Annotated in this window: 20 protein-coding genes and 1 pseudogene; 17 read left to right on the forward strand and 4 right to left on the reverse strand. The window is 57.7% G+C overall.

What is annotated here, in order from left to right; all coding sequences use genetic code 11:
- Positions 1-82: 82 nt before the first annotated feature.
- The 13 genes from KVG87_RS01860 (at position 83) to KVG87_RS01920 (ending at position 16,359) form a co-directional block, all read left to right on the forward strand.
- On the forward strand, positions 83-1,009 hold the full coding sequence (locus KVG87_RS01860) for a carbohydrate ABC transporter permease (RefSeq protein ID WP_041480415.1): 927 nt from the start codon (positions 83-85) through the stop codon (positions 1,007-1,009).
- Between the two features lie 8 nt (positions 1,010-1,017).
- Positions 1,018-1,848: a carbohydrate ABC transporter permease gene (locus tag KVG87_RS01865; RefSeq protein ID WP_217848910.1), complete on the forward strand. Its 831-nt coding sequence runs from the start codon at positions 1,018-1,020 to the stop codon at positions 1,846-1,848.
- Positions 1,849-2,012: 164 nt separating this feature from the next.
- Positions 2,013-3,116, forward strand: coding sequence for an ABC transporter ATP-binding protein (locus tag KVG87_RS01870; RefSeq protein WP_217848912.1), 1,104 nt, complete (start codon positions 2,013-2,015; stop codon positions 3,114-3,116).
- A gap of 15 nt (positions 3,117-3,131) precedes the next feature.
- Complete coding sequence (locus KVG87_RS01875; protein WP_217848915.1) at positions 3,132-4,607, forward strand: mannitol dehydrogenase family protein; 1,476 nt, start codon at positions 3,132-3,134, stop codon at positions 4,605-4,607.
- 123 nt (positions 4,608-4,730) lie between these two features.
- On the forward strand, positions 4,731-6,227 hold the full coding sequence (gene xylB, locus KVG87_RS01880) for a xylulokinase (protein WP_217848917.1): 1,497 nt from the start codon (positions 4,731-4,733) through the stop codon (positions 6,225-6,227).
- A gap of 13 nt (positions 6,228-6,240) precedes the next feature.
- Complete coding sequence (locus KVG87_RS01885; RefSeq protein WP_217848919.1) at positions 6,241-7,179, forward strand: carbohydrate kinase family protein; 939 nt, start codon at positions 6,241-6,243, stop codon at positions 7,177-7,179.
- 44 nt (positions 7,180-7,223) lie between these two features.
- Positions 7,224-7,844: a transglycosylase SLT domain-containing protein gene (locus tag KVG87_RS01890; RefSeq protein WP_076562717.1), complete on the forward strand. Its 621-nt coding sequence runs from the start codon at positions 7,224-7,226 to the stop codon at positions 7,842-7,844.
- Positions 7,845-8,119: 275 nt separating this feature from the next.
- Positions 8,120-10,174 (forward strand): type VI secretion system Vgr family protein, encoded by a 2,055-nt coding sequence (locus KVG87_RS01895; RefSeq protein ID WP_217848921.1) that lies wholly within the window; start codon positions 8,120-8,122, stop codon positions 10,172-10,174.
- Entirely contained in the window at positions 10,165-11,031 is an 867-nt protein-coding gene (locus KVG87_RS01900) for a DUF4123 domain-containing protein (RefSeq protein WP_041480230.1), read from the forward strand. Before KVG87_RS01895 ends, KVG87_RS01900 begins: the two co-directional genes overlap by 10 nt.
- Positions 11,032-11,064: 33 nt before the next feature.
- Entirely contained in the window at positions 11,065-14,316 is a 3,252-nt protein-coding gene (locus KVG87_RS01905; protein ID WP_217848923.1) for a hypothetical protein, read from the forward strand.
- Between the two features lie 20 nt (positions 14,317-14,336).
- Positions 14,337-15,311 carry a tetratricopeptide repeat protein gene (locus KVG87_RS01910; protein WP_041480226.1) on the forward strand — a complete coding sequence of 325 codons (975 nt, stop codon included), beginning with the start codon at positions 14,337-14,339 and terminating at the stop codon, positions 15,309-15,311.
- Positions 15,312-15,600: 289 nt separating this feature from the next.
- Positions 15,601-15,870, forward strand: a complete 270-nt coding sequence (locus KVG87_RS01915; RefSeq protein WP_217848924.1) for a DUF2790 domain-containing protein — start codon at positions 15,601-15,603, stop codon at positions 15,868-15,870.
- A 90-nt stretch (positions 15,871-15,960) separates the two neighbouring features.
- The gene (locus tag KVG87_RS01920; RefSeq protein ID WP_217848926.1) at positions 15,961-16,359 is read left to right on the forward strand and encodes a hypothetical protein; all 399 of its coding nucleotides are present in this window, start codon (positions 15,961-15,963) and stop codon (positions 16,357-16,359) included.
- Here KVG87_RS01920 and KVG87_RS01925 read toward each other — a convergent pair.
- The gene (locus KVG87_RS01925; RefSeq protein ID WP_041480220.1) at positions 16,356-16,625 is read right to left on the reverse strand and encodes a DUF1652 domain-containing protein; all 270 of its coding nucleotides are present in this window, start codon (positions 16,623-16,625) and stop codon (positions 16,356-16,358) included. The two genes, KVG87_RS01920 and KVG87_RS01925, sit on opposite strands and share 4 nt — an antisense overlap.
- A gap of 369 nt (positions 16,626-16,994) precedes the next feature.
- On the opposite strand from KVG87_RS01925, the gene eco reads away from it, so the two are divergent.
- Together eco and KVG87_RS01935 are read left to right on the forward strand one after the other, a co-directional pair.
- Positions 16,995-17,480 (forward strand): serine protease inhibitor ecotin, encoded by a 486-nt coding sequence (gene eco, locus KVG87_RS01930; RefSeq protein WP_076562705.1) that lies wholly within the window; start codon positions 16,995-16,997, stop codon positions 17,478-17,480.
- A gap of 14 nt (positions 17,481-17,494) precedes the next feature.
- A complete protein-coding gene (locus KVG87_RS01935) occupies positions 17,495-17,800 on the forward strand; it encodes an NIPSNAP family protein (RefSeq protein ID WP_217848927.1) in 306 nt (101 codons plus the stop codon).
- A 30-nt stretch (positions 17,801-17,830) separates the two neighbouring features.
- On the opposite strand, the pseudogene ilvA reads toward KVG87_RS01935, so the two are convergent.
- Positions 17,831-18,820, reverse strand: a pseudogene (gene ilvA / locus KVG87_RS01940) (threonine ammonia-lyase, biosynthetic); the annotation flags it as partial.
- Between the two features lie 286 nt (positions 18,821-19,106).
- Between ilvA and KVG87_RS01945 the strand changes: the two are divergent.
- Together KVG87_RS01945 and pncA are read left to right on the forward strand one after the other, a co-directional pair.
- Positions 19,107-19,274: a hypothetical protein gene (locus KVG87_RS01945; RefSeq protein WP_217848931.1), complete on the forward strand. Its 168-nt coding sequence runs from the start codon at positions 19,107-19,109 to the stop codon at positions 19,272-19,274.
- A gap of 50 nt (positions 19,275-19,324) precedes the next feature.
- Positions 19,325-19,951, forward strand: coding sequence for a bifunctional nicotinamidase/pyrazinamidase (gene pncA, locus KVG87_RS01950; RefSeq protein ID WP_217849378.1), 627 nt, complete (start codon positions 19,325-19,327; stop codon positions 19,949-19,951).
- Positions 19,952-19,956: 5 nt separating this feature from the next.
- Here the strand turns inward: pncA and KVG87_RS01955 are convergent, their stop codons facing one another.
- Both KVG87_RS01955 and KVG87_RS01960 read right to left on the reverse strand, forming a co-directional pair.
- A complete protein-coding gene (locus KVG87_RS01955; protein ID WP_041480214.1) occupies positions 19,957-21,258 on the reverse strand; it encodes an ATP-binding protein in 1,302 nt (433 codons plus the stop codon).
- A gap of 4 nt (positions 21,259-21,262) precedes the next feature.
- Entirely contained in the window at positions 21,263-21,964 is a 702-nt protein-coding gene (locus KVG87_RS01960) for a response regulator (protein ID WP_016774890.1), read from the reverse strand.
- Positions 21,965-22,003: the final 39 nt, after the last annotated feature.

Raw genomic sequence — 22,003 nt, forward strand, 5'->3', positions numbered from 1 at the left:
GACACTGACCCAGCGCTATCGCGAGCAGGCTCGCTCCCACATGGGGATCTCCATAGGTCTGTATGACTCGGTTGTGAATGCCATGAATACTTCAACTGCCAAAGCCCACATCGACCTGTCGCCACCGCAGCGCAAACTGCGGGTGCGCAATCCCGGCTGGTTTCTGGTCAGCCCTTCGGTGGCGCTGTTGCTGCTGTGGATGATCGTGCCGCTGGGCATGACCCTGTACTTTTCGATGATCCGCTACAACCTGCTCTACCCCGGCGAGAACGAATTCGTCGGGCTGGAGAACTTCACCTATTTCCTCACCGATTCGGGCTTCATGCCCGGCGCGACCAATACGTTGCTGCTGGTCGGCAGCGTGCTGCTGATCAGTGTGGTCTTCGGTGTGTTGATCAGCGCGTTGCTGGAGGCCAGCGAATTTCTTGGTCGCGGCCTGGTGCGGGTGATGCTGATCTCGCCGTTCTTCATCATGCCCACCGTCGGCGCGTTGATCTGGAAGAACCTGATTTTCCACCCGGTCTCGGGGATCCTCGCCTACATCTGGAAGCTGTTCGGTGCGCAACCGGTGGACTGGCTGGCGCACTACCCGCTGCTGTCGATCATCATCATTGTTTCGTGGCAATGGCTGCCCTTCGCGATCCTGATTCTGATGACCGCCATGCAATCACTGGATCAGGAACAGAAAGAAGCTGCACGCCTGGACGGTGCCGGCCCGATCGCGATTTTCTGGCACCTGACCCTGCCGCATCTGGCGCGGCCGATTGCCGTGGTGGTGATGATCGAAACGATCTTCCTGCTCTCGGTGTTCGCCGAAATCTTCACCACCACCAACGGTGGCCCCGGCTACGCCTCGACCAACCTCGCCTACCTGATCTACAACCAGGCGCTGGTGCAGTTCGATGTCGGCATGGCTTCGGCCGGCGGCTTGATTGCCGTGGTCATCGCCAACATAGCCGCGATCATTCTGGTGCGGATGATCGGCAAAAACCTGACTGACAAAGCGTGAGGCCTGCCATGACCCTCCAACAATCCCGCCGCCTGCAAAGCCTGATGCTCGGCACCCTGGCCTGGGCCATCGCGATCGTGATTTTCTTCCCGATCTTCTGGATGGTGATGACCAGTTTCAAGAGCGAAATCGACGCCTTCGCCACACCGCCGCAGTTCATCTTCACGCCAACGCTGGAGAACTACCTGCACATCAACGAGCGCAGCGATTACTTCAGCTTCGCCTGGAACTCGGTGGTGATCTCGTTCAGCGCCACCGCCCTGTGTCTGTTGATCGCGGTACCGGCGGCGTACTCGATGGCGTTCTATGAAACCCAGCGCACCAAAGGCACGCTGCTGTGGATGCTCTCGACCAAGATGCTGCCGCCGGTGGGCGTGCTGATGCCGATCTACCTGCTGGCCAAGAGTTTCGGCCTGCTCGACACGCGCATCGCGCTGATCGTGATCTACACGCTGATCAACCTGCCGATCGTGGTCTGGATGGTTTACACCTACTTCAAGGACATCCCCAAAGACATCCTCGAAGCCGCCCGCCTCGACGGTGCGACGCTGTGGCAGGAAATGGTCCGCGTGCTGCTGCCGATCGCCAAGGGCGGCCTCGCCTCGACCGTGCTGCTGTCGCTGATCCTGTGCTGGAACGAGGCGTTCTGGTCGCTGAACCTGACCTCTTCGAATGCCGCACCACTGACCGCATTGATCGCCTCGTATTCAAGTCCCGAAGGATTGTTCTGGGCCAAGTTGTCGGCGGTATCGACCCTGGCCTGTGCGCCGATTCTGATCTTTGGCTGGATCAGCCAGAAGCAACTGGTGCGCGGTCTCTCGTTCGGCGCCGTGAAATGAACATCCCGAATCCAACCCTATCCCCTCTGGGAGCGAGCCTGCTCGCGAAAGCGGAGTGTCATTCAACCCTGATGTCGACTGACATGGCCCCTTCGCGAGCAGGCTCGCTCCCACAGAAAAGCCGATCTGGTTTAACCCAATAATAAATTGCGGAGGCCCATCTCATGGCCAACCTGAAAATCAAGAATCTGCAAAAAGGCTTCGAAGGCTTTTCCATCATCAAGGGCATCGACCTGGAAGTGAACGACAAGGAATTCGTGGTCTTCGTCGGCCCGTCGGGCTGTGGCAAATCCACCCTGCTGCGCTTGATCGCCGGCCTTGAAGAGGTCAGCGGCGGCACCATCGAACTCGATGGCCGCGACATCACCGAAGTCAGCCCGGCCAAGCGTGATCTGGCGATGGTGTTCCAGACCTACGCGCTGTACCCGCACATGACCGTGAAAAAGAACATGTCGTTCGCCCTCGATCTGGCCGGCGTGCCGAAAGCCGAGGTCGAGCGCAAGGTTGGCGAAGCGGCGCGGATTCTCGAGCTCGGGCCGATGCTCGAGCGCAAACCGAAACAGCTCTCCGGCGGCCAGCGCCAGCGCGTGGCGATCGGCCGTGCCATCGTGCGCAACCCGAAGATTTTCCTCTTCGATGAGCCGCTGTCCAACCTCGACGCGGCGTTGCGCGTGCAGATGCGTCTGGAACTGCTGCGCCTGCATAAAGACCTGCAAGCGACGATGATTTATGTAACCCACGATCAGGTCGAAGCGATGACCATGGCCGACAAAGTCGTGGTGCTCAATGGCGGCAGGATCGAGCAGGTCGGCTCGCCGCTGGACCTGTATCACAACCCGGCGAACCTGTTTGTCGCAGGCTTTCTCGGCACGCCGAAAATGGGTTTCCTCAAAGGCAAGATTGCCCGCATCGACGGCGCCAGCTGCGAAGTTTCGCTGGACGCCGGCACGCGCATCACCCTGCCGTTCAACGCCGCCAACCTCAGTGTCGGAGGCGCAGTGACGTTGGGCATTCGCCCCGAACACCTGGAGCTGGCGCAACCCGGCGACTGCACGTTGCAGGTGACTGCCGACGTCAGCGAACGCCTCGGCAGCGACACCTTCTGCCACGTCACCACCACCGCTGGCGAAGCCCTGACCATGCGCGTGCGCGGCGATCTGGCCAGCCGTTACGGCGAGCAATTGAGCCTGCGCCTGGACCCGACTCACTGCCATCTGTTCGATGCCGAAGGTGTGGCGCTGACCCGTCCGCTGCGTGCTGCGGCCTGATTTCGAGACTATCCGATGAAACTCAACCAACAGAACCTCAACCGCCTCGCCACCGAAGTGCAACTGCCGGGTTACAACCTGAGCGACACATGCCAGGGCATCGCCCACATCGGCGTCGGCGGTTTCCACCGCGCGCATCAGGCGTATTACACCGATGCTTTGATGAACACTGGCCAAGCGCTGGACTGGGCAATCTGTGGCGTCGGGCTACGCCCGGAAGACCGCCGTGCCCGCGATGATCTGCGCGAGCAGGATTACCTGTTCACCCTGTTTGAACTGGGCGACAGCGATGACACCGAAGTGCGCGTCATCGGCGCGATTCGCGACATGCTGCTGGCCGAAGATGGCGCGCAAGCACTGATCGACAAACTCGCCGAATCGCAGATCCGTATCGTTTCGCTGACCATCACCGAGGGCGGTTACTGCATCGACGACAGCAACGGCGAATTCATGGCGCATCTGCCGCAGATTCAACACGACCTCGCCCAGCCCGAGGCGCCGGGCACCGTGTTCGGTTTCCTCTGCGCAGCGTTGGCCAAACGCCGCGCGGCGGGTGTTCCGGCGTTCACTGTGATGTCCTGCGATAACCTGCCGCACAACGGCGCCGTCGCCCGCAAGGCGCTGCTGGCTTTCGCCGCCCTGCGTGATCCGGATCTGCGCGACTGGATCGACCAGAACGTAAGTTTCCCCAACGCCATGGTCGATCGCATCACACCGATGACCAGCACCGCGCATCGCCTGCAGCTGGCCGACAAACACGGCGTCGACGATGCCTGGCCGGTGGTCTGCGAGCCGTTTGTGCAGTGGGTGCTGGAAGACAAATTCGTCAGCGGCCGCCCGGCATGGGAAAAGGTCGGCGTGCAGTTCACCGACGACGTATCACCGTACGAAGAGATGAAAATCAAACTGCTCAACGGCAGTCACCTGGCGCTGACGTATCTGGGCTTTCTCAAGGGTTATCGCTTCGTTCACGAGACCATGAACGATCCGCTGTTCGTGCGTTACATGCGCGCTTATATGGATCTGGATGTCACGCCGCAGTTGGCGCCGGTACCGGGCATTGATCTGAGCGAATACAAGGACACGCTGGTGGCGCGCTTTTCCAATCAGGCGATTGCCGATCAGCTTGAGCGCGTGTGTTCGGATGGCTCATCGAAGTTTCCCAAGTTCACCGTGCCGACGATCAATCGGCTGATTGCCGATGGCCGCGAGACCAAGCGTGCAGCGCTAGTCGTGGCGGCGTGGGCGCTGTATTTGAAGGGCGTGGATGAGAATGGCGATACGTATTCGATTCCGGACCCGCGAGCGGCTTTCTGCCAAGGTCTGGTAGCGGACGATGGGCTGATCACGGAGCGGTTGCTGGGTGTTGAAGAGATTTTCGGCACAGCGATACCGAAGTCGGCGGAGTTTGTTGCAGCGTTCGAGTGGTGCTGCCAGAGTTTGCGCGAAGTTGGGGTTTCGCGGACTCTGGAAAAAGTTCTCGCGACCTGATCGTTCCCACGCTCTGCGTGGGAATGCAGCCCGGGACGCTCCGCGTCCCATCAAAAGCGGACGCAGAGCGTCTATTGAGGCGTTCCCACGCAGAGCATGGGAACGAGCAGCCGTGGAGTGTTCATGACAACAACAAAGCTCTTCCTGGGTATCGACTGCGGCACCCAAGGCACCAAAGCGATCATCCTCGACGCCGGCAGCGGCCAGGTGCTCGGTCTGGGCGCGGCGCCGCACACGATGATCAGCGGCGCCAACGGCCGCCGCGAACAAGACGTCCAGCAGTGGCTCGATGCATTCGTCAGCGCCACCCGCCAGGCCTTGCAAGCGGCGAATGTCGACGGCCAGGCGATCCTCGGCGTTGGCGTCTCCGGCCAGCAACACGGTTTGGTCCTGCTAGATGAGCAAGGCGCAGTGCTGCGCCCGGCCAAGCTCTGGTGCGACACCGAAACCACGCCGGAAAACGACCGATTGCTCGCGCAACTGGGCGGCGAAAAAGGTTCGCTGGAACGCCTCGGCGTGGTCATCGCGCCGGGCTACACGGTGTCGAAACTGCTCTGGACCAAAGAGCAGCATCCCGATGTGTTCTCACGCATCGCCCGAATCCTGTTGCCCCACGACTACCTCAATTACTGGCTCACCGGCCGCGCCTGCAGCGAATACGGCGATGCCTCCGGCACCGGTTATTTCAACGTGCGCACGCGTCAGTGGGATGTGCAGATCCTGCGCGACATCGACGCCAGCGGCCGTTTGCAAGCCGCGCTGCCGGAGCTGATCGACGCGCACGCCGCCGTCGGCACTCTCCTGCCGTCAATCGCCGAGCAACTCGGCATCAACCCCAACGCGGTGGTCTCGAGCGGCGGCGGCGACAACATGATGGGAGCGATCGGTACCGGCAATATCCAGCCCGGCGCGATCACCATGAGCCTCGGTTCTTCCGGCACGGTCTACGCCTATTCGGAGGAGCCGAACGTCAGCGCCGATGCCTCGGTTGCCACGTTCTGTTCCTCCAGCGGCGGCTGGCTGCCGTTGATCTGCACCATGAACCTGACCAACGCCACCGGTGCGATTCGCGAACTGTTCAAGCTCGACCTGCCGACCTTCAACGAGTTGGTCGCGCAATCGCCCATCGGCGCCGAAGGTGTGAGCATGTTGCCGTTCCTCAACGGTGAGCGCGTCCCCGCCCTGCCCCACGCCACCGGCAGCCTGCATGGCCTGACCATGGACAACCTGACCCAGGCCAATCTGTGCCGCGCGACCGTCGAAGGCACCACCTTCGGTTTGCGCTACGGGCTGGATTTGCTCCGCCAGAATGGTTTACAAAGCCGGCGCATTTGCCTGATCGGCGGCGGCTCGAAGAGCGCGGTGTGGCGGCAGATCGTCGCCGATATCATGAACGCTCCGGTGATCTGCACCGAGCAAAGCGAAGCCGCCGCACTGGGCGCGGCGATTCAAGCGACGTGGTGCGCGTCACGCTCGAACGGCGATGATGTGTCCCTGGCCGATCTGTGCAAGCGCTGCGTGAAACTCGACGCGGGCAGCGAAACCCTGCCGATTGCCGCCAATGTCGCGGCGTTCCAGCAGGCCTACGAACGCTATCAACAGCATGTCGCAACCCTATAACGAGCAAACAACTATGTACCTGGTGTGTGGCGAAGCCCTGTTTGATTTCTTCAGCGAAAACGATGCCAGCGGGCTGGCCTCGAAAGTCAATTTCAAGGCGATTGCCGGCGGCTCGCCGTTCAACGTCGCCGTAGGTTTGCGGCGTTTGGGCGTGGACTCGGCGCTCTTCGGTGGGCTGTCCACCGACTACCTCGGCCGACGGTTGCAGCAAGTGCTGCAGGACGAAGGCGTGCGCCCGGATTATCTGGTGGATTTTGCCGCGCCGACCACCCTGGCGATGGTCGCGGTAGGCGCCAATGGCTCGCCGCATTACAGCTTCCGTGGCGAAGGCTGCGCCGACCGGCAATTGAGCGAGGCGCATCTGCCGACACTTGGCGACGAGGTGCGCGGCCTGCACATCGGCTCGTTTTCGCTGGTGGTACAGCCGATCGGCGACACCTTGCTTAAGCTGGTTCAGCGCGAAAGCGGCAAACGCCTGATCAGCCTCGATCCCAACGTGCGCCTCAATCCCGAGCCGAACATCGAGCTATGGCGCGAGCGCATCGCCACGCTGGTGCGCCTGGCCGATCTGATCAAAGTCAGCGACGAGGATCTGAGCCTGCTCTATCCCGAGCAGAATCCGCAGCATGTGATTGAAGGCTGGCTCGAACATCGCTGCCAGATCGTCTTCCTGACGCGCGGTGGCGACGGCGCAACGGTGTTCAGTCGCGCCCATGGCTCGTGGTCGGTACCGGCCAATCAGGTTCAGATCGCCGATACGGTAGGCGCCGGCGACACCTTCCAGGCTTCGCTGATCACCTGGCTGACGGAGCACTCGCTGGACTCGGTCGAAGGCCTGCAGCAGCTCAGTCGCGAGCAAATCGACGGCATGCTCAGGTTCGCCGTACAAGCCGCCGCGCTGACTTGCAGCAAAACCGGTCCGGATCTGCCCTATCGTCATCAATTGAGCTGAGCGCGTAGACTGTCGGCCTTTTTGCGCACGACGGAAAACAGCTCTTGAATCACAGGCACACCCTCGCCCTTCTGACCCTGGCCACCCTGCTGAGCGGTTGCGGCACCTCGCCGCCCCGCTCGCCGGAAGACATCTGCGCAATCTTCCGCGAGAAAAGCGACTGGTACGACGCCGCGCAAGTCACCCAGAAACGCTGGGGTGTGCCGATCCAGGTGCCGTTCGCGATCATGTATCAGGAATCCGGCTATCGCTACGACGCCAAGACGCCTCGCAAATACCTGCTCTGGGTGATTCCTTGGGGCCGCGTCTCGACCGCTTCCGGTTATGCGCAAGCCAAGGATGAAGTCTGGGCCGACTACCAGAAAAGCACCGGTCGCAACTGGGCCGATCGTGAAGACTTCGACGACGCCATCGACTTCGTCGGCTGGTACATGGACAAGACCACCTCGATCAACGGTGTGTACAAATACGACGCCTATAACCAGTACCTGAACTACCACGAAGGCTGGGGCGGCTTCCGCAACAAGACCTACGCCAGCAAGGCCTGGCTACCGCCGACCGCGCGCAAGGTGCAGAACCGCTCGGATCTGTATGCGCAGCAATATGCCGGCTGCAAGGAAGACCTCAATCGCGGGTTCTGGAGCCGGTTCTGGCATTGGTTGTAGAAGCCCTTCGCGAGCAGGCTCGCTCCCACAGGACCTTAGTGAACGCCGATTTTGTCTACACCCGAGAAACCTGTGGGAGCGGGCTTGCCCGCGATGGCAATCTCTCAAACACCATCAAAGTCTATGAAAGGCCCGATTTCACTGACCCAAACCGCCCTCCTAAGGGTTTTCCCTATGGCATCAAGGCCCCACACCTACGCCATTTGCGCCTTGAATGAGGCCGTCTAATCCTGCAACATCCATCACCTGCTTATTCAACGGACGGAATTCAAGGCATGCTGGACGCCAATGCAACCCACATCACCCTCTCGATCGAAGACGCCAACGCCGACCTGCAAGTCCTCAGCTTCACCGGTCGCGAAGCCCTCAACGAACCGTTCCGTTTCGACCTCGAACTGGTCAGCGCCCGCCCCGACCTGAAGCTCGAAGAGCTGCTGCACAAGCGCGCCTGCCTGACCTTCGGCGCCACCGGCGAAGGCAAGATTCACGGTCAGGTCTATCGCATCGAGCAGGGCGACTCCGGCAAGACCCTGACCCGCTACAGCATCAGCCTGATGCCGCAACTGGCCTATCTGCAGCACAACCATGATCAGCAGATCTTCCAGCAACTGACGGTGCCGAAAATCATCGCTCAGGTGCTGGAAGATCGCGGCATTCTCTCTGACGCCTACAGCTTCCAGCTCGGCGCCGAGTATCCGGAACGCGATTATTGCGTGCAATACGACGAGTCCGATCTGCATTTCATCCAGCGTCTGTGCGAAGAGGAAGGCATTCACTTCCACTTCCAGCACAGCAGCAGCGGCCACAAACTGGTGTTCGGCGACGACCAGACCGTATTCCGCAAACTGAAGCCGGTCAGCTACCAGCAGGACTCCGGCATGGCTGCGGAGAAACCGGTGATCAAGCGCTTCAACCTGCGCCTGGAAACCCGTACCACCCGCGTCAGCCGTCGCGACTACGATTTCGAAAAACCAAAGCTGCTGCCCGAAGGCGCGGTCAAATCCGAATTCGCCCCGGATCTGGAAGACTACGATTACCCCGGCCGCTTCACCACCCGCGAGCGCGGCAAGTTCCTCTCAACCCGCGCGCTGGAACGCCATCGCAGCGACTACAAACTCGCCGAAGGCAAAGGTGATGAACCGACGCTGACCAGCGGCCATTTCCTCACGCTCGCCGAACACCCGCGCGCCGAGTGGAACGACCTGTGGCTGCTGCTGGAAGTCTTCCACGAAGGCAAACAGCCGCAAGTCCTCGGCGAAAACGTCACCAGCGACGTCACCGACAACAAGAGCGATTTCCACCAAGGCTACCGCAACAGCTTCCTCGCCACCCCGTGGGACGCGCACTACCGCCCTGCCCTCGAACACCCGAAACCGAAAGTCCTCGGCAGCCAGACCGCCGTCGTCACCGGCCCGCCCGGCGAAGAAATCCACTGCGACCAATACGGCCGCATCAAAGTGCAATTCCACTGGGACCGCGACGGCCAGTCCGACGATAAAACCACCTGCTGGATGCGCGTCGCCAGCGGCTGGGCCGGCGCAGCTTACGGCGGCATTGCCGTGCCGCGCATCGGCATGGAAGTCCTCGTCACTTTCCTCGAAGGCGACCCCGACCAGCCCCTCGTCACTGGCTGCCTGTATCACAAGGAAAACGTCGTCCCCTACGACCTGCCCGCCAACAAGACCCGCAGCACCTTCAAAACCCTCAGCTCCCCGGGCGGCAAGGGCTACAACGAATTCCGCATCGAAGACAAAAAAGGCGCCGAACAGATCTACATCCACGCCCAGCGCGACTGGGACGAAAACATCGAACACGACCAGAAAATCCGCGTCGGCAACGAACGGCATGACACCGTTGAAGCTAACGTGTTGAGCGAGTTCAAGGTCGAAGAACACCGGATCACCCATCTGGACCGAATCAGCGAAATGCGCGCGGATGATCACCTGACAGTGGGTGTGACGCAGCATGTGAAGGTTGGGACTGGGCAGTTTGTTGAGGCTGGCAACGAAATCCATTATTACGCCGGCCAGAGAGTCGTGGTCGAAGGCGCCATGGAACTGACCGCCAAGGCTGGCGGCAGCTTCGTCAAGGTCGATGCGGGTGGCGTGACCATCAGCGGCGCTGAGGTGAAGGTCAATACCGGCGGCTCCCCCGGGGTGGGCACGCCGGCGGCGCCGTTGTTGCCGGGGCCGATGAAGGTTGTGGATGCGGATAAGGCGGGGAAAGTCCCTGTCCCGCTGCCCAAACGTCTGAATGAGTCTGGAATAACGCCGTTGTGCGGCAAGCAAAGCAACGGCGCCTGCAGCCGTAAGGATTGCACATGCATGTGAAAGCGCTCAGCGCCCTCCTCGAAGCTCCACGCCATGGGTTCGTTGATTTACCGAGAGAAAGCTCTGAATCAACACTGTGTTTCATTATTGACCCGGTTCGACAGCCTGACGCGATGAGCCGCCTTTATCGTGTTGGCGAACCGGTGGTGGATGCACAGGGCCTGTTCCTCAAAACCGCCTTCGCTGAGATCGCCGCTGACGGTCCGCTCTGGATCACCGCGCCATGGGGCAGTCGCCTTGCGGCTGAGGCAGCAAAGCTGTGCGAGGAAAATTTCTCTGGCATTGCCATTACCACAGCTGATTCTGACAAAGCGCTCGCCCATGCGCGCTGGCTCTTGCGCGCTAATGATGGCTCTGGCGGACAAAGCCTGCTGAGCTACCACAAGCCAAGCCTGTGGGCCGCGCTGGCCTATACCGCTGGCGACAACTCCCATCAGCTGTTCGGCCCTTGGCAGCACGTATACAGCCCAGCGCCGGTTCATTTTGGGCGCAATAAAGGTCCATGGCTCAGTTGGCGCGCCGTCTCGGAAGTCGAATGGCTGGGCGATACTTCAGTGTTCAGCCTGCCGCCATCCGCGGCGAACGTTCAAGAGCATTTGGGTTGGGTTTATTGGGCAGATGAACATCACGCAGATTACGGCGAGCCGAGCGATGAGCATCTGCCCAACCTTGTGGCAAACCTCAATGTGCTGGTTGCCCACAATATTTACGAAGGCCGTCACTTGCTGAAGCTGGGGTCAATCACAAATGGACCACTGCTTGAAACACAGCCACAGGCAATGGCCATCCTGCAATCCAGGGAAGAGTCGTTCATCAAAGTACAGCAGCTGCAGCAACTCACCACCAGCGTTGCTTGATGAACCCGTCCGTTAAGAATGAATGGAAGCGAAATGGAACAAAATACCAGCGCAGCACCTAACACCGAATCGGCACCTGCAAAACCGGTAGTTGCCGATGAAACTTGTGCAAAACCGCCTCGGGATATTGGTGAACAGCCCGAAGCGCCGGAAGACACACCAGGCGATCACGACAAAGTGAAAACGCCCTGCTCCACCATTTATGGCAGTGCAATTTACGATACGGAAAATGAATCCTTCTGGTTACTACCAGAGCGGACAAACTCCGCCCTGAAAGAAGCTTCCAGTGACTTGGAACAGAAGGTCAGCTCAAGCAAATCTCCAGAAGAACGGAAAAAAGGGCTCTACGAGTCGGGACTCCTTGAGTATTTCCTAGAGCCTAAACTGGCAAACTTTCTTGAGGGTGACGAGAAAGCACGGATGCTAGAAATCGAAGCTCAACATCCGAATATCAGCAATCTGGATGCAGCACTTCTAGACGCTCAGCAGAACTTAAAAACCACGGCGCCAGAAGATTCTTCCACTCAGCTTACCGCCCTTGAGCAAGATCAGCTTAAAAGAAACCATTTCATGTCCGCCCGGGATGCTGCAACCCGCGTACGTGGCATGCATAGCGAATGGCAAAAGCTCAAGCGCATGGCCATCGCCGCTGCTAAGGAAAAAGGCTACGCGTACGAAAGCGGCAACCTTTATGCGCCCAAAGCCATCGCGGCCCGGGAAGCCGTTCAAAAGTATCTGAAAGCGCGAGAAGCGCTGTTAGAGGACAAGGATCTCACCACGTTAACCTCGGCAGAGCTCGCGCCGATGCTCGCTCAAGATAAAAAGCGAATCGACGAGATCGCGATGTGCGGCACTAACAATCAGTTGATGCTCTGCACCTATGTACGCGACCAGGAAATCAAACGTAAGGAAAGGAAAGCGACCTACAGCGCTTATCTGGAGGCCATCACCGACGTTGCACAATATGGGATCGCATTGCCGGAGTTCGCGCTGATTTCTGAGGGCGGAGCAGTCGAAAGTGGAGTCGACCTGTTCAAGCAATATATGGCGCTCGAGAAAGAGCAAAAAGAGACCAATGAACGTCTCAGCGCCAAGTACAAAGGCTGGATCGAGGCAAGTGGCCGACAAGCCAAAGCGCCCACCAACCTGGTCACTAATGAACGTGCCGACTGGGACCGCTTGCAGGCTTCGAAAGAAAAACTACGACTTCAGGCTGAGAGCAATGTGGAAACGGCAATTGTTCGCCGTCATCTGTTGTGGGAGCCAGAGCAATTTCAGGCAAGACCTGAAGAGCGCTTGATCAAAAACGGCTTTCCGCTGGCCGAGATGAGCATGGCGGACAGCCTGAAAAAACCGCTGACCTATCTCAGCATGTATTCGCTGCCACGACTCAAACAAACCGTTAAGGATGACTGGAAGAAAGTTGGCGCCAAGGTCAAAGATCTGATGAAGCGTCCGGGCAATAGCGATGGAAAAGCAACGACGGACACTGAACTGAGTTTGTTTGGACAGTGGCTGAAAAGTGAAGGCGCGTTAAGAATCAAGGATCAGGAAAGCGATTGGTTCTCAGCCGAAGGGTGGTTCGAAATCGAAAAATTCAACGCCTACCTTGAAAACAAAAAGTACAAGGTCACTGCGCTGGAGAACGCTGGTACCCGTAAAGAATGGGGGGACCGATTGCAGCAAGTGTTGTTCAAGGACAACGTACGCAAGACATTCCGCATTTTCGACATCACACCGCAAGCCCAGTTGGTTCGATGCCTAATGCCCTCCACCACGGAAACTATCCATTCATCGACAAAAGTAGAGGGGCCGGACTGGACTCTGGCCGAAGGATTCCAAGCCTCCGCCAAGGCTACTTTTGCCGTTGATCTTGCCAGAGGCGAGGTCGAGCTTTTTAAAGTCGACTTGCCAGATCGTGCCAGCGCGAAAGATATTGTCATCACGTACCGAAATGCAGAAGACATGCAGCAAAAGATGAATCTTGGACGTTTTTCGCTCTATTTAGGCGCGAAGGCTTGGGGCTATGCAGGAGCATCATTGTTGCTTTCTTCGGAAATTGCATTGGATGTCAGCAACGCTGGGTTCCATTTAGCTCCTCCGGAACCGGTTGTGCGCAACCCCGATAAGCGCAGCTACGCGAGAACTGAAAAAAGTGGACAGATTAAAAAAGCTCCTGAAACGCTACAGATACAGGATGGCGCGAAAGCCGCATTTAATCTATTCGCCGGTCTGCAAACCGGGATAATGGTCACCGGAGCGCTAAATTGGGCACCACCCGGCGAAGTAGCCTTGCTAACCAAAGCACCCGTTTCCGGAAAAGCTGCCGGAATGAAAGCCAGCGAATGGTTCAGCCTTGCGCGTTTGACTGTGGAACTCAACGCCGCTGCGGGTCTCGGAGCGAGGGCTGAGGCGAGTATTTCCCTGCACGAGGGCCGTCTGATTCTGGTGCTCAAGGCAGCGTTGATCGCCGGCCCAGGCGTCGGTGGCTCCTTCAAGTTCGAAGTCGGCTACGATGCCGTCACCGAGCTGCTTAACATGTTCCGTAGAGAACTATATAAAAACAAACAGAACCCTTACTTTGTCATTGAAGACGAAACCTATGCGTACCTTTCAAAATTAAATACGCTGGCCATTGGCGGTTTTGATATTCGGATGATTTATCTTATGGGCGCTGATGCGGTGATGACGCTTTATGAGAGCTTGACTGCGACAGGTAAAGGCGGATCTATTGCTGATACGATTATGTTTTACGATCCAGTGGAGGAGCTTGAGGAGTGGTGCATCAATGCGATTCCAGGCGCGCTCGGACCATTATTGATGACACTCATTAGCCCACCTGATGATTTCTCTGTAAATTATTCGAATAACTCAGATAAACCTGATAAAAAAGAGCGCAAATATGACAGTGATCAAGCGCACCTAGTTCAGCAGCAGGCCATTGAGCGCATTCTCGGCTGGATTGTAAAAAGTGCAACCAAGCAAAATTCAATCGAACAAGCTCAGTATCAATTTGAGCAAATTTGCATGTGCATGAATAAGTTTGGAATGAAGCCAGCTAATGCTGAGGAGAAATATTGCGAAAACCGTTTGGCGCTTGATAATTTCATGACTGAGGCAGTCCTTCGCCTTACTGTTCCCTCAGGGGAGGAAATGCGAACGCGCTATAAAGATCATGTCAAATTGTTAGGTGCAAAACGTGACGGATCTTGCCAGCGCAGCCAATATCAAGGACGAACATACGTACCAGCAGGTGTGGCTAAATTTATTCCGACCATCCATTAATGAATTAAAGAGACAAGCATATGTGGCTGCGCTCACTATTCTCAGTAGTTATATTCCTCACTTCTGCTAGCTCCTCTCTGGCAGAACTCGCCCCACGCCAAGAGCAGGCCAAAAACCATGGCATTGTCCTTTATAATCAATTGAAGACCGAGTCTGCCAAGCCTTTTTTATTGATCGCATCGGAGGCAGGAGATAGTGAAGCTCAATATTTGTTAGCGGAAGTGCTTAGAAAAAAAAATCACTACATGAGCTCCGAAGCTAGGGCTTGGTATGAGGCGTCGGCTAATCAAGGCAACCTATACGCCATGATTCAGCTAGGACGGAGTGAAAAAGATCTATGCGATATCACTCGCGACTGCAAACCACCTCAGAAAGATCCGATCGAGTGGCTGAACGAAGCCAAGAAACAGGCTATAGAGAAAGCAAAAAACGGTAACGCTGAAGCAATGTACATTATGTATGAAATTACCCTAGACGATCAGTGGCTTGAAAAAGCAGCAATTGCGGGTGACGATCAGGCCCAGTACTGGCTGGCGGTATCTTATAAGCAAGGTGATGGATTTTTCTTACCTTGGAAACGAACAGAAGAAGTAAAAAAATGGTTCAAACTGTCCGCTGAAGCAGGAAATCCGCGTTCCATGATGGAGTATGCGGCTCTTCTTTTCGAGAGCGGAGATCTTGAAGGTTTTAGACACTGGAATGAGCAAGCAGCGATAGCAGGTTATGCGGAATCAGTGTATGGATATGGCTCATATCTTGCTCATGAGCCCGACACATATGGATTTCCATATGACCCCGTTAAAGGCTATTCACTAGTTTCATCCTTAAGTATTCTGAACGGCGGGGGTGGAATGCAAGAAAACGTTGAATACAAACTCCCTCTCATTGCAGCCAAGTTGACACCCGCACAAATTTCCGAAGCGCACGAGCAAACAAAGAAATGGGCTGCTACACATCCTCCGCTGTCCTTTTTTCCCGAAAAACTGAGTCGTTAATTCACTTTAATCGGTAATGAGTTAGGACGCGAACTACTTGAGAGCCATAATCAGGATTATCGCTCCTGGTTATGGCTGATCGGCAATCGCTTCAATGCAAATATCTTTGGTTAAATGTGCTTACCGCTTGATCCCCGATCTATTCAGCTTAATTAGTCCAATTACCCCCGTTGATCCTCGAATCAAAGACTCTACAGTACTGTTCCGCTCAGGCATCGCGCTGAAACCGACTGCGGCAGGCTCGCCCGGCTTCGTGCCGGGCGCCTACCCGCAACGCTGGAGTCCTCTCATGAACATTCGTCCCTTCCTGCTCACCGCCACCCTCGCCTGCACCTCATACGCCGCACAGGCCCAAGCCAACGACACCTCCGCCACATCGAATCAAACACCCTACCAATACGGCATGCCACTACACGTGGCGAAGGTGCTTTCGCTAACCGAGCCGCCGACCTCGGAATGCAAAGTCATCACCGCCGACATGAAATACATCGACAACACCGGCAAGCCCGCACAAATCAGTTACAGGAAATTATCTGACGCTTGCAGTCAACAGAACTGACAGACGCTTCTGATTTTCCGCTTGGCCATAGGCGTTGGGTGGCTTCGGCGGTTATGCTCGGGGCCTTCCCTACTGCCGCAAGGATTGGCCATGCAGTTGTCGTTTCGCACGCTGTCGAGCTTCACTTCCATCCTGTGTTTTCTGCTGGCGCTGGTCTGGGGATTTTTTCCGGAAGTGTTGCTGGCGATCTGGAGCATGGGCTATTCGGAAGGCACTGGCGTAGTCGCAAGGCGCAGCGCGGTGCTGTTTGCGGCGTTGGGGGTGATGTTTTGTTTGCTGCGCAATGCTCCGCCGTCAGCGGCACGCAGTGCACTGAGCAATGGTTTTATCGTCGGCTGTTTCGGTTTGGCGGCGTTGGGTTTTGGCGAATGGCTCAATGGCCATGCCGGCCCCGGGATTTTGCTCGCGGTGCTGGTCGAGTTCGCGCTGGGCCTAGGTTTCGTGCAGGCCCGGCGCGTGACGGTCGAACTGGGTGAGACGGTGGGTTAAACAGCTCGAGAACGAGCGCTGGTTTGATGTGTCGTGGTCTGTTGCGCGAGATCGGATCGCAGACCTGCGACCAGGTTGTTGATTTCACGGCAGCTGTTCAGGCGGCTGGCGTCGATTCCACTGACGTAGAGATCGGCCTGGTCGGTTCGATGGTCGCCAAATACTTTGACGGACATCGACAAGTCTGGTGTCAGCGTGCACTGGCAGCGTTTCGGCAGGAAGCTGCTTTCAATGATGTTGCGTAATTCCAAGGCAGATAAAAACATGGCGAACCCTCTCCTTTCTGTGCGATTGCCAATCAAGTATTCACGCTGACCCTCTGCTGCGCCTTCACGGGTGTGCCCCCGCTGTTTCCCTGGTGCGGCAAGTGGTGGTACTGCGAAATGCCCATTGGAGTGTAGGCGCCCAAATCCTGTGCGCCTCACCAAAAGAACGCATAAAACGTGCCTTTGATCGGTTCGTTTTGCTCCCTTTAAAATCAAGCACTTGGAAATGTGGCCAGTATCCTGCTATTTGCAAATTGCATGAATCGACCACCCGTCCACTGCAATCTGCAATCTCCGGGCAAATTTGCTTTCGCAGACTATGACGGCAAGAATGTCTCCCATTGCAATTCAACCCGCACGGAGGCCTTCATGAATTCTTTAAGCGTTTGCGCGATCACCGGCCTGTTGATCGCCAACCTTTCCACTCTAGCCCACGCCGCCAAGCTCGAAGACGTCGCGCCGTATCCCAAGGCCGAAGCCGGGTTTACCCGACAAGTCATCCATCTGCCCAAGCAAGAGCAGGAAGAGAATTTCCAGGTTGAAATTCTCGCCGGCAGAACCCTCGAAGTGGATTGCAATCGCCAGCGTCTGGGCGGTGTGCTCGATGAAAAGAATCTGCAAGGCTGGGGCTATCCGTTCTATCGCCTGGAAAAGGTCATCGGCCCGATGAGCACGATGATGGCCTGCCCGCCTGGCAGCAAGAAAAAGCGCGCGTTCGTTCCGGTCGTCGGTGATGGCTTCATGTTGCGCTACAACAGCAAGCTGCCAGTCGTGGTGTACGCGCCTTCGGACGTCGAAGTGCGCTATCGCATCTGGTCGGCGTCGGACAAAGTCGGCACCGCCCTGCAGGAATAACCGGAGCCCAGCCCTTGATTACTTGCCACGTCAGATATGTGATCGATCCTTACCAGTTACCCGCTTTCGAAGTCTATGCCAAAGCGTGGCTCGACATCGTTGAGCGCTTGGGCGGCACCCATCACGGCTACTTCCTCCCCTCGGAGGGCGCGAGCAACATTGCTTATTGCCTGTTCCGTTTCCCATCGCTGGCCGATTACGAAAGCTATCGACATATTGCAATGACCGACCCGGAAAGCACCGCACTGGTGGCCGACTTGGTCGAAAAGAAATTCATCGTCAGTTACGAGCGCACGTTTCTGCGCCCGCTGCTGCCCTGATCGACATCACGCCGGCACGCCGCAAGCAGCGGCGCGTTCGGCGACATGGCGCAGGCTGTCGAAGTTGATGTTGGCCCCGGAGTCGATGGCGACGAATGTCTGATCGCGAACCCCACTGCGCGCCACGTACTGCTTGATCCCCGCCACGGCCAGCGCCCCCGACGGTTCAGTGATCGAACGGGTATCGTCGTAGATATTCTTGATCGCGGCACAGAGTTCGTCATTGCTGACCGTAATTACTTCATCTACGCAGAAGCGGCATACCTCAAAGCCATACGCGCCGACCTGCGCCACCGCAACGCCATCGGCGAAGGTGCCGACGCTCGGTAGAACCACCCGCTCGTCCGTACTTAAAGCCGCTTGCAGGCACGCCGAATGTTCGGATTCGACGCCGATGATCCGCACTTCCGGGCGCAGGTATTTGACGTAGGCCGCGATACCGGCGATCAAACCTCCGCCCCCGACCGGGATGAAGATGGCGTCCAGCGCGCCTTGATGCTGGCGCAGGATTTCCATTGCCACGGTGCCTTGTCCGGCGATCACGTCAGGATCATCGAACGGTGAAACAAACGTGCATCCGGTCTGTTCGGCCAAGTGCAACGCATGGGCCAGAGCAAAGGGGAAACTATCACCGTGCAGCAATGCGTCGGCACCGCGACTGCGCACGCCGAGCACCTTGAGCTCAGGGGTGGTAGACGGCATGACGATCGTCGCGGCAATGCCCAATTCCCGTGCCGCCAGCGCTACACCCTGCGCGTGATTACCCGCCGATGCCGTGATCACTCCCCGCGCTCGCTGCTCATCGCTCAGTTGCACGAGTTTGTTGTAAGCACCACGGATCTTGAAAGAGAACGTCGGTTGCAGATCTTCGCGCTTGAGCAGGACCCGATTGCCCAATGCTTCCGACAACGCTGGCGCAAGCTGCAACGGCGTACGCACCGCAATGTCGTACACCGGCGCGGCCAGGATTTTCTTTACGTACTGCTCAAGCAGGGCTTGCTGGTCGGGGCTGTGCGGCATGGTCGTCTCCTGACATTTTTCAGAACCCCGGAGACAGAAAGTAAAAACCCGCCTCTAGGGCGGGTTGGGTGCTGCAGTCGTGAGCTAGCCCGCCAAATGAGGAATGGCGGTAATAATGCTTGGCTGGCAGCGCGATACGGTGAAAGTCATGGGCTGGAAATTAGCCTGCCGTTGGATGACAAGTCAATGGCCCGCTGCAGAACATTGAATCTTCCGCAGAACTGAGCAGTCACTGCAAAGGAGAACAACAACTTCTGCTCCAAGCCGATGAAAGTGGAGATCGACCATGAATATCCGCCAAATGCTGTTCGCCGTCCCGCTGCTGGTCGCCGCCCTGTCCAGCCCTGCTGCTTTCGCCGTCGACGAAAGCGACGCCGTGAAAAAGCCCGAATGTCCGAAAGGCCAGGTGTGGGATAGTAAAACCCAGCAATGCGCGCTGCAGACCAGTGGCTGACAGAAGCCCTGCTAAACTGGCCGAGGTTTTATTCTCAGGAAGATTTCCCCGTGCCCATTTCGTCCCGCGCTGCATTGCTGGTCATCGACGTTCAAAACGACTTCATTCCCGGCGGCCAATTGCCGGTGCCTGAAGGTGACCGGATTGTGCCGCTGATCAACCGTCTCGCGCGGCATTTCAGGCAAGTCGTGATTGCGCAGGACTGGCACCCGAGCGGGCATATATCGTTTGCATCCAGCCACCCCGGGCGCCAGCCCTACGACGTCATCGAATTACCGTACGGCGCACAAACGTTGTGGCCCGATCACTGTGTGCAAGCCAGTGTCGGCGCCGAATTTCATCCGGAACTGGATCTACCGCACGCGCAATTGATCATCCGCAAGGGCTGCAATCCCGATATTGACAGCTACTCGGCTTTTCTCGAAGCGGATCGAAGCACCACCACCGGGCTCGCCGGCTATTTGAAAGAGCGCAGCATCGACACCGTTTACATGGTTGGCCTGGCGCTGGATTTCTGTGTGATGTTTTCGGCGCTGGATGCGCGCGCGGCGGGTTTTAATGTCTGTGTGGTGCTGGATGGCTGTCGCGCGATTGATCTGGACGGTTCGCTGGCAGCCGCCATAGCGCGGATGCAGGAGGCCGGCGTCAGCCTGATTCAATCATCAGATGTCCGTTAGGATATTCAGGCCATGGCCGGCAACCACAGCCTGAATCGCGCCCCACCCAACGGCGAACTTTCAACCGTCAAAGTGCCGCCCTGCGCTTCGAGCGCTCGGCGGCTTATCGCCAAACCGAGGCCGAACCCACCCGTCGCGCGATCACGGCTGCGGTCGAGCCGATAGAACGGTTCGAAAATCCGCTCGCGCTCATCGTCGGGAATGCCGATACCATCGTCGTCTACCCATATCTCACACCCGCCGGCAATGACCTGCACGCCAATCTGAATGCGCTTTTCGCAATAGCGCATGGCATTGCGCAACAGGTTTTGAATGGCCCGAGCGGTCAGGCGCGGATCCAGCGCAAAGCGTTCGAGTTGACCGTGCAGCAGAACGTCAATCACGATGTCTGGCGACTCCAGTTCCTCATCGACGCTGCCGAGAATGCTGTCGATGAATTCGTCCAGCGACACCTCGATACGCTCAGGCGACTGCGCCGGATTCTGCAAGCGGCTGTAGGAAAGCAACTCCAGCACCAATTCATCCAGCTCACGAATATGCGCGACCAAACTCTGCAGACGCTCGCGGCTGGCGGCGGGCAAGTCTTCTGACAATGCCAGCGCCAGGCCGAAATCCAGACGCGTCAACGGCGTACGTAGCTCATGGGAAACGGCGTTAAGCAGATCGCGCTGCTGGTTGAGCAGGTTTTCGATATCGCCGGCCATGGTGTCGAACACGTTGGCGAGGCTGCCGATGTTCGAACTAGGGGCGATTCTGGTTCGCTCGCTCAAATGCCCCTTGCCGAAGCGTTCGGCAGTGCCCTTCAAACGTTCAAGATCGCGCCAGTGCGGGCGCAACCAGAGCAGCAGGCAGCCGAGCAACATGGCGCCGATGAGCACATTAATGCTCCAGTACAGCAGATCGACGTCGACCGGATCCGGCGGTACGACCATACGCACGGCCATGTCCGCATTCAGCGGAGTGACTGCCAAAGTTCGCCAGCCCCAGTCACCGATCCGCACCACGTTCTCACCACGGTGCAAACGTTCCTGCTCGATGGGCGTGAACACCGGGTCGTCGATTGGCGTCAGGACGATGTGCAGCGGCTGGAATTCCTTGTCCATCGCCGCCGCAATCGCCGGCCATTGCTCTTGCGGCGCAGCATGAAACTGCTTGGTGATCAGCGATTGCAGACCTCGGGAGAATTCCAGATTGTAGGTGACGAAGCGATCCCGAAAGGCCATGACCACCAGATCCGGCACCAGATAGATCGCCGCACTATAGGAGACGATCGTCACCAAATACAGGCGAAACAGAATGCGAAACATCAGCTCAACATTCCCATTCGGAGCGGCTGAACAGATAGCCCTTGCCCCACACGGTCTTGATCTTGCGCGCCTCGCCGGCGTGATCATCGAATTTGCGCCGCAGCTTGGAAATCGCCACGTCCACCGAGCGGTCAGTGCCATTGAATTCAATACCGCGCAGCCGCTGAAGAATCTGATCGCGACTCAGCACTTCGCCAGCGTGCCGGGCCAGTACCACCAGCAAATTGTATTCGCCGCTGGACAGTTCAACCGCTTGATCACGCCAGGTCACGGTGCGCTCGGACAGGTCAATGCACAGATTGCCCATGACGATCCGATCATTAACCGCCAAAGGCTCGCCGAGGCTGCTGCGCCGCAACAAGGTACGCACCCGAGCCAGCAGCACCCGTGGCTCGCAGGGTTTGGTGACGTAGTCGTCCGCGCCCATTTCCAGGCCCAGTACCTGATCATGACTGTCATCGCGGGCCGTGAGCATGAGGATCGGCAGTGTCGCCGAATCGGCACGCAGCAAACGGCACACCTGCAAGCCGTCGAGGCCCGGCAGCATGAGGTCGAGAATCACCAGGTCCGGCGGACTGATCCGCGCCCGCTCGCGCACATGGTCGCCACGGCCGATGACGCTGACGGAATAACCGTTGCGCTCCAGGTAGCTGGAAATCAGTTCGGCGAGGGCGGTGTCGTCTTCGACCAGGAGGATGTTGGGCATGGGGTGTTCCAGAGAATGCTGTGGCGACAGTCAGGGCTC

It is taken from the genome of Pseudomonas siliginis, assembly GCF_019145195.1.
Lineage (GTDB): Bacteria > Pseudomonadota > Gammaproteobacteria > Pseudomonadales > Pseudomonadaceae > Aquipseudomonas > Aquipseudomonas siliginis.

What these genes read in the sequence shown, in the direction of transcription:
- KVG87_RS01865 (WP_217848910.1), top strand. Translation starts at nt 1,018, where the DNA reads ATGACCCTCCAACAATCCCGCCGCCTGCAAAGCCTGATGCTCGGCACC.
- KVG87_RS01885 (WP_217848919.1), top strand. Translation starts at nt 6,241, where the DNA reads ATGTACCTGGTGTGTGGCGAAGCCCTGTTTGATTTCTTCAGCGAAAAC.
- KVG87_RS01905 (WP_217848923.1), top strand. Translation starts at nt 11,065, where the DNA reads ATGGAACAAAATACCAGCGCAGCACCTAACACCGAATCGGCACCTGCA.
- KVG87_RS01895 (WP_217848921.1), top strand. Translation starts at nt 8,120, where the DNA reads ATGCTGGACGCCAATGCAACCCACATCACCCTCTCGATCGAAGACGCC.
- KVG87_RS01870 (WP_217848912.1), top strand. Translation starts at nt 2,013, where the DNA reads ATGGCCAACCTGAAAATCAAGAATCTGCAAAAAGGCTTCGAAGGCTTT.
- KVG87_RS01910 (WP_041480226.1), top strand. Translation starts at nt 14,337, where the DNA reads ATGTGGCTGCGCTCACTATTCTCAGTAGTTATATTCCTCACTTCTGCT.
- KVG87_RS01945 (WP_217848931.1), top strand. Translation starts at nt 19,107, where the DNA reads ATGAATATCCGCCAAATGCTGTTCGCCGTCCCGCTGCTGGTCGCCGCC.
- KVG87_RS01920 (WP_217848926.1), top strand. Translation starts at nt 15,961, where the DNA reads ATGCAGTTGTCGTTTCGCACGCTGTCGAGCTTCACTTCCATCCTGTGT.
- KVG87_RS01955 (WP_041480214.1), bottom strand. Translation starts at nt 21,258, where the DNA reads ATGTTTCGCATTCTGTTTCGCCTGTATTTGGTGACGATCGTCTCCTAT.
- KVG87_RS01960 (WP_016774890.1), bottom strand. Translation starts at nt 21,964, where the DNA reads ATGCCCAACATCCTCCTGGTCGAAGACGACACCGCCCTCGCCGAACTG.
- KVG87_RS01925 (WP_041480220.1), bottom strand. Translation starts at nt 16,625, where the DNA reads ATGTTTTTATCTGCCTTGGAATTACGCAACATCATTGAAAGCAGCTTC.
- xylB (WP_217848917.1), top strand. Translation starts at nt 4,731, where the DNA reads ATGACAACAACAAAGCTCTTCCTGGGTATCGACTGCGGCACCCAAGGC.
- KVG87_RS01875 (WP_217848915.1), top strand. Translation starts at nt 3,132, where the DNA reads ATGAAACTCAACCAACAGAACCTCAACCGCCTCGCCACCGAAGTGCAA.
- KVG87_RS01900 (WP_041480230.1), top strand. Translation starts at nt 10,165, where the DNA reads ATGCATGTGAAAGCGCTCAGCGCCCTCCTCGAAGCTCCACGCCATGGG.
- eco (WP_076562705.1), top strand. Translation starts at nt 16,995, where the DNA reads ATGAATTCTTTAAGCGTTTGCGCGATCACCGGCCTGTTGATCGCCAAC.
- KVG87_RS01860 (WP_041480415.1), top strand. Translation starts at nt 83, where the DNA reads ATGAATACTTCAACTGCCAAAGCCCACATCGACCTGTCGCCACCGCAG.
- KVG87_RS01915 (WP_217848924.1), top strand. Translation starts at nt 15,601, where the DNA reads ATGAACATTCGTCCCTTCCTGCTCACCGCCACCCTCGCCTGCACCTCA.